This is a genomic window from Haloarcula sp. Atlit-7R, assembly GCF_003666065.1.
Lineage (GTDB): Archaea > Halobacteriota > Halobacteria > Halobacteriales > Haloarculaceae > Haloarcula > Haloarcula taiwanensis.
In genome coordinates this window covers 1-5,292 of the sequence record NZ_QXIK01000032.1, presented here as the reverse complement: position 1 = coordinate 5,292, position 5,292 = coordinate 1, and the positions used below count along the sequence as shown (strand labels likewise).

Here is a 5,292-nt window from a genome sequence, read left to right as displayed (position 1 = left end):
CGAGATGAGCGATATCGAGAGTTTAGCGTAGCCACTCTTAACTAGTGCTTGGTGCGTTGCATACATGATTTCTTTCTCGGTGGCACCCAGTGTGTCACTATTATCAGTCACTTGGACAGTCCCTCCCTCGTTGGTGGCTACGGTACCACCGCAGCCCGGTCTCCCCGAACCGCACACCTTCCGGGCCAGAACTGGACCATCCGATTTGGTCGTAACAGGCCACGAGTATGGGCAGAAGGAAGCCCATTAGTTCGGACTCCATGTTGAGCGCGACGGAAGCAGTGTTTCGATCGTGTCCCGACTATTGTCCCAGATGACAATCGATGTCGGGAGGACCAGTATGGACGCGATGAACGAATAAAGGACGCTGAGGGCGATCAGTAATCCAAACTGGCCCAGGATCGGAACAACCGCAAGCACGAGCACGCCGGTTCCGGACGTTGTGGTGACCATGCTGCCCGCCAGTGCGCCACCTGTTCCCCGGACGCTAATGTCGAGTGCTTCCAGCAAGCCAGTGTCACCTCGGTACTCCTCGGAGAACCGATGCACGAGGTGTGCGGAGTAATCGATACCAAGCCCGATTCCGATCGATAATGTCGTTCCGGTGAGGACGTTGAAGGGAATATCCAGATACCGCATTGTCGTTGCCAAGGCGGCAATAGTGAGCAGTATCGGCACGAGATTCGCAACCCCCAATCCGGGACGACGTTCAAGTAGCCAGTAGGCGAAGAGCAGGAACGCTGCAGACGCGAGAATGGCGAGAGCCAGGCTGATGTACGCCGATTCTGCGATTACATCTGAGACGGCTTTTAATACCACAACACTGCCAGTTGCGGTCGCCTCCATCCGGAATTCGTCCGCAACGGCTCTCGTATCGTCCGTCACTTCCTGTTGACTCGCATCAGACTCGACGGAGTAGACGATACGCGTTCGCGCGTAATCGTCAGTCATGTACGATTCCGCGCGGTCGCGGTACGGCGAATCATACAGCGCGTTGTAGATGGTCGGGAGATTCTGGTCAGGCACGCCGTTACCGTTCTGGTCGTTCTGTGCGACGAGTTGACGGAACTCCGGCGAAGCACGCTCGTACCGATTAATCACGGTAAGGATGCTTGTCGTATCTGCACTCCCGCCAGCTGTAACAAAGGAGTCGGGTGGATCCTGATTCGCCCGGTGGATCTCCTCTAGCGCTGTTCCGTCCTGTAGCGACCCTTCAACGTATATCGTTACTGTGTCACTCTCACCGCTCTCGAAGGTGTCTTCAAGATAATTTATCTGTTTCGTGACGGTGTACTCGCTCGGAGCCACAGCTTCCGGCAGAACCTCAACGTATCCGGGGTTCTCTTCCGGTGGGAGGAAGTCTTCAGTGGTGAACCGGGTATCAATCCCAGTTCCATACGCCCCCATGGCTGCCGTAGACACCAGTACGAGGGCAAAGAATATGTACGGGGCTCGGCGGGCGATTGTCACGCCGACGGTTAGCGACTTGCCGACTGCGGAGTCCTCAGAGCCGATTGGAGCGATACTGAATTCAGGAAGGTTGTATCGCACACGCTGCCGGTCCATGAAGTGCTTGAATGACGGCAGGAAAATACCGAAGATGAGGAACGTGAATATGATTCCGACGCTGGCCACGAACCCGAGGTCGCGGATCGGGCCGAGCTGGCTGGTCCCGTTTGCGGCGAATCCCAGCACTGTCGTTCCTGTCACAATAAAGAACGCTGGGAGCAACTGGTCAGTTGCGGTCCGCATCGCGGGTGTTGGTTCGATGTCCTCGATCCGTTCTTCGCGGTATCGGTTCACAGCGTGAATCCCGAAGTCAATCCCGATAGCAAGAAGCAACGGCGGGACTGTAATCAACATCTGCGTGAAGGGGATACCGGCCCATCCCATGAATCCGAAGGTCCAGATAATCGCCATCGCAAGGGAGACGAGGCCAATCAGCAGATCAAACGGGTCTCGGTATGCGATAATGAGGAAGAACAGTATCAGGACAACGGCTGCTGGGACGACGAGTCCCAACGAGTCGGAGATGACACTGCTCAGCTCCGCAGAGATGAGTCCACTGCCAAAGACAGAGATATCACCGTCAACCGTGCTGACAATGAACTCCGCTTCCTGTTGAATGGGCGTCAGTGGTGATGACCCCTCTGTCCCAGCACTGCTTGAGACACCTGAAACCTCGTGTGTGACAGTCGTCAGTGTTGCAGATGCCGACGGCTCCTCTCGGTTTAGATCGTTGCTGAGTAGCCCTGCAACTGCTGGCTGGCGCTCAAGTGTGGTTCGGGTGGCGGACTTAATCTCTGTCTGTGAGGCTGCTTCTACGGTATCGATCTGCTCTGGGAGTGTGTCTGCATTCGGGTCCAGCGTCTGGGCGACTGCCTGTGCGACGCTTGTCGTCCCGACAACGTCCTGTGATTCACGCTGCGTAAGCCGGTTCTGTGCTTTCAGCATGTTGAGAGTAGCCGGCTTCGACAAGACGTTCTGGTCCTTTTGAATAAGCGTTGTAGAGCCAGTCCCTTCACCAAACGGTTCGCGCTCAAAGTTGTCGTTGACCTCGTCGAACGCTTCCTGTGCGGGAACGCCGTCAGTGAACTGTGATGTCCCTGAGTCGGTCGCGGTCATGCCGAACCCCGCCGACAAAATAAGCGTTGTGACGATGAACACAGCGACGACTGTCTTGTCACGGTTGACAATCCAATCGTCCAGTATGTCGATGTATTTCTGATAATCTAGCATTGTGACATAGATGTTAGCCTCGGACGGTCACTGACGGCTGTACCAGACGACGCCGCCAACGACTGCGAGGAGTCCAATGCCACCGATCAGCCACAGTGGCGTCCCCCCGTTTCCGGACTGGTTCGTGACGTCTATCGGGAGACTGTAGGTGTCAGAAACCCGTTTTTCTCCATCAGGCGTCTCGTACTGGAAGTCCAGGTTGAGCGGATACGTCTTGTCCAGCGCATCGCTGCCCGCTGAAAGCTGGACGGAGACCGTTTCTGACTTTCCGGGTGCCAGTTCAGCGATGAACGTTTCGTCGTCACTGCTGCTGAGGGGATCATTGACGAACGCCTTCCCCTCGATGCTTGTCAGCGTCTTGTCCTTTGTGTTGGTGATCGTAAACGTGATTGACCGGTCTTGGCCCACACCGAGCGTCGAATTCTGTATTTCGATGTCAAATTCGTCCTGACTACCGGCCACCTCTGAACGGACCTCAAGCGTGTCTGCTTCAACCCTGTCGCCGTTATCATCGCGGTAGCTCACGCCGAAGTCAAACTGCCGAGCACCTGCCTCTGCACTGTTGGATACATCAACGCTAAAACTGAAGTTGGCTGATTCGCCTGCATTGAGATCTCCAACAGCGTACTGTGACTCTTTTGACGACAGTGTCGACTGCTGACTTTCCCATGCGACGACGACGTTCTCGACGTCACGCGTTCCAGTGTTTGTGAGGGTTGCACTCAGTGATCCGTCTTCCCCGGCCTGAAGCGACGCTTCGATGTTGGACACGTCGAAATTCTGCTCAGGCGCTGGGCTGAGGCTTAACGGCACATTGTCGTATGTGCTGGTATCGTCTTCTTGATCGTCATACTGCACGTTGGCCGACAGCGCGTAGCTTCGGTCCTCGGCATCGGGGCTCGCCGTTGTGTCGACGCGGACAGTCCGGACTTCTCCCGGTTCCCATGCCCCCACGTAAGCGGTTGTGGACGAACTCTTTCCAAACGTTATATCGGCGTTCTGTGAGACAAACGTGACAGATGTGTCGTTAACAGTCAACGGGCCCGTGTTGCGGAGTTGCACCTCATACGTGCCTGTGTTACTGACTGCGACAGAACTACTTGAATTGACAACCGAGAACCGCTGTTCTGGGTCAGGTGCGACTGCGACGGATTGTGCTACAGATTGCGTTCGGAGGCCATCCTCGTTATCAAATGCGACTGACAACGCAAACCCGTACGGCTCCGGCTCCGCGGCTTCGGCAGAACTCACACGGTAGTTGAACGTCCGGACTTCTCCCGGTTCCCACGTGTCAACAAATCGTGAAGTGGCATCGGCGCCGCTCACTGTGAGATCCTGATTCTGTGATTCCAGCGTTACCGCAGCGTTCTGTGCGGAGCTATCCCCAGTATTTTCAACGCTAACTGCCACCGTGCCTGTAGAGCCGACGCGTGCATCCGAATCAATGTCGGTCACATTGAACGTGGCATCATCAGTGACATCGATTTCAATATCAACAGTGCGAGTTTTCCTGTCTTCATCTCGTGAACCCGTCCCTTCGGAAATGTAGCTTGTATGCTTGTACTTGAGTCTCAGTTGTGCGTCGTACGTTCCGGAACTAGCGTCATCGTCCACGCTGATAGTAAACGGCACTGTCACTTTCGGTCCGGCCTGTAGCGTGCCGAGGCTTCGTTTCGAGTTCTTGACCGAGATAGGCGCGTCACCAGAGCCGAGTGATACAGTAAGCCCCTTTGCCGTTGTTACCTCGTTGTTCAACGCCGGGTTTCGAGCAGAACCGCTGTCAAGCTCCCCGCTGTTGACCAGTGAAATTTCTATGGTCTTTTGTTCGCCCGGGGCAACGGTATCGTCTTCAAGCGTTGCCACGATATCGGGGCTTCCAACGACCGCAGCGGTTGCCGTTCCGCTGGTAACGATAATCCCGACTACAGCCAGAAGTAGCAGTTTATACTTTGTAGAGGCCATGTTACTTGAGGTATCGTTCAAACCACGTCTCGTTTCTAGCGACACTCCGTCTCGGAATTCTTCGTTTGTGAGTAGCCATTTCCTGATGTTGACTAAACGTTCAATCACATATAGTACTTTCGTATCTTTCGGGGGAGACGAAAACAGGTACCCAGTCAAAGCCAACACTACCTCGCTATCTATCGTCTTCAACACAGTTTCTACGGGTCTTATGGGACATTAGAGGGTTTGATGCAGCAGAGGGATGTATCTATGAATAGAGCGAACCAGAGGACATTCCAGTGTGTTCCGCTGAGACAGCGGACGACAATACGCTTAAGTTTATTGAATGTATATTCAACATCATAGTTATCTGTAACTGTACCCGCTATCCAGTTCAATGATAAAAAATACAACCCAGATTGGTCTTGTGCTCTACAGAGAGAGTAGTGAAACCGTGAGCCATTTGAACCGTACCAGACAAGCAGGAAACGGTCGACCTAAAGATGACTAACGAGATATCCTTTTTCCAGAACCCAGATGGAACCCGCGAGGAGATTCTTGAAGCTACATTCTATGCATTACGTCAATACGGGTACGCGGATCTGACTA

General features: G+C 54.2%; 2 protein-coding genes and 1 pseudogene. 1 reads left to right on the top strand and 2 read right to left on the bottom strand.

The window, feature by feature from the left end:
* Positions 1-246 precede the first annotated feature (246 nt).
* Together D3D01_RS22335 and D3D01_RS22330 are read right to left on the bottom strand one after the other, a co-directional pair.
* Positions 247-2,739, bottom strand: a complete 2,493-nt coding sequence (locus D3D01_RS22335; protein WP_121513836.1) for an RND family transporter — start codon at positions 2,737-2,739, stop codon at positions 247-249.
* Between the two features lie 27 nt (positions 2,740-2,766).
* The gene (locus D3D01_RS22330; RefSeq protein ID WP_121513835.1) at positions 2,767-4,701 is read right to left on the bottom strand and encodes a COG1361 S-layer family protein; all 1,935 of its coding nucleotides are present in this window, start codon (positions 4,699-4,701) and stop codon (positions 2,767-2,769) included.
* Positions 4,702-5,186: 485 nt separating this feature from the next.
* Here D3D01_RS22330 and D3D01_RS25130 point away from each other — a divergent pair.
* A pseudogene (locus D3D01_RS25130) lies at positions 5,187-5,292 on the top strand (TetR/AcrR family transcriptional regulator); the annotation flags it as partial.

What these genes read in the sequence shown, in the direction of transcription:
- D3D01_RS22335 (WP_121513836.1), bottom strand. Translation starts at nt 2,739, where the DNA reads ATGCTAGATTATCAGAAATACATCGACATACTGGACGATTGGATTGTC.
- D3D01_RS22330 (WP_121513835.1), bottom strand. Translation starts at nt 4,701, where the DNA reads ATGGCCTCTACAAAGTATAAACTGCTACTTCTGGCTGTAGTCGGGATT.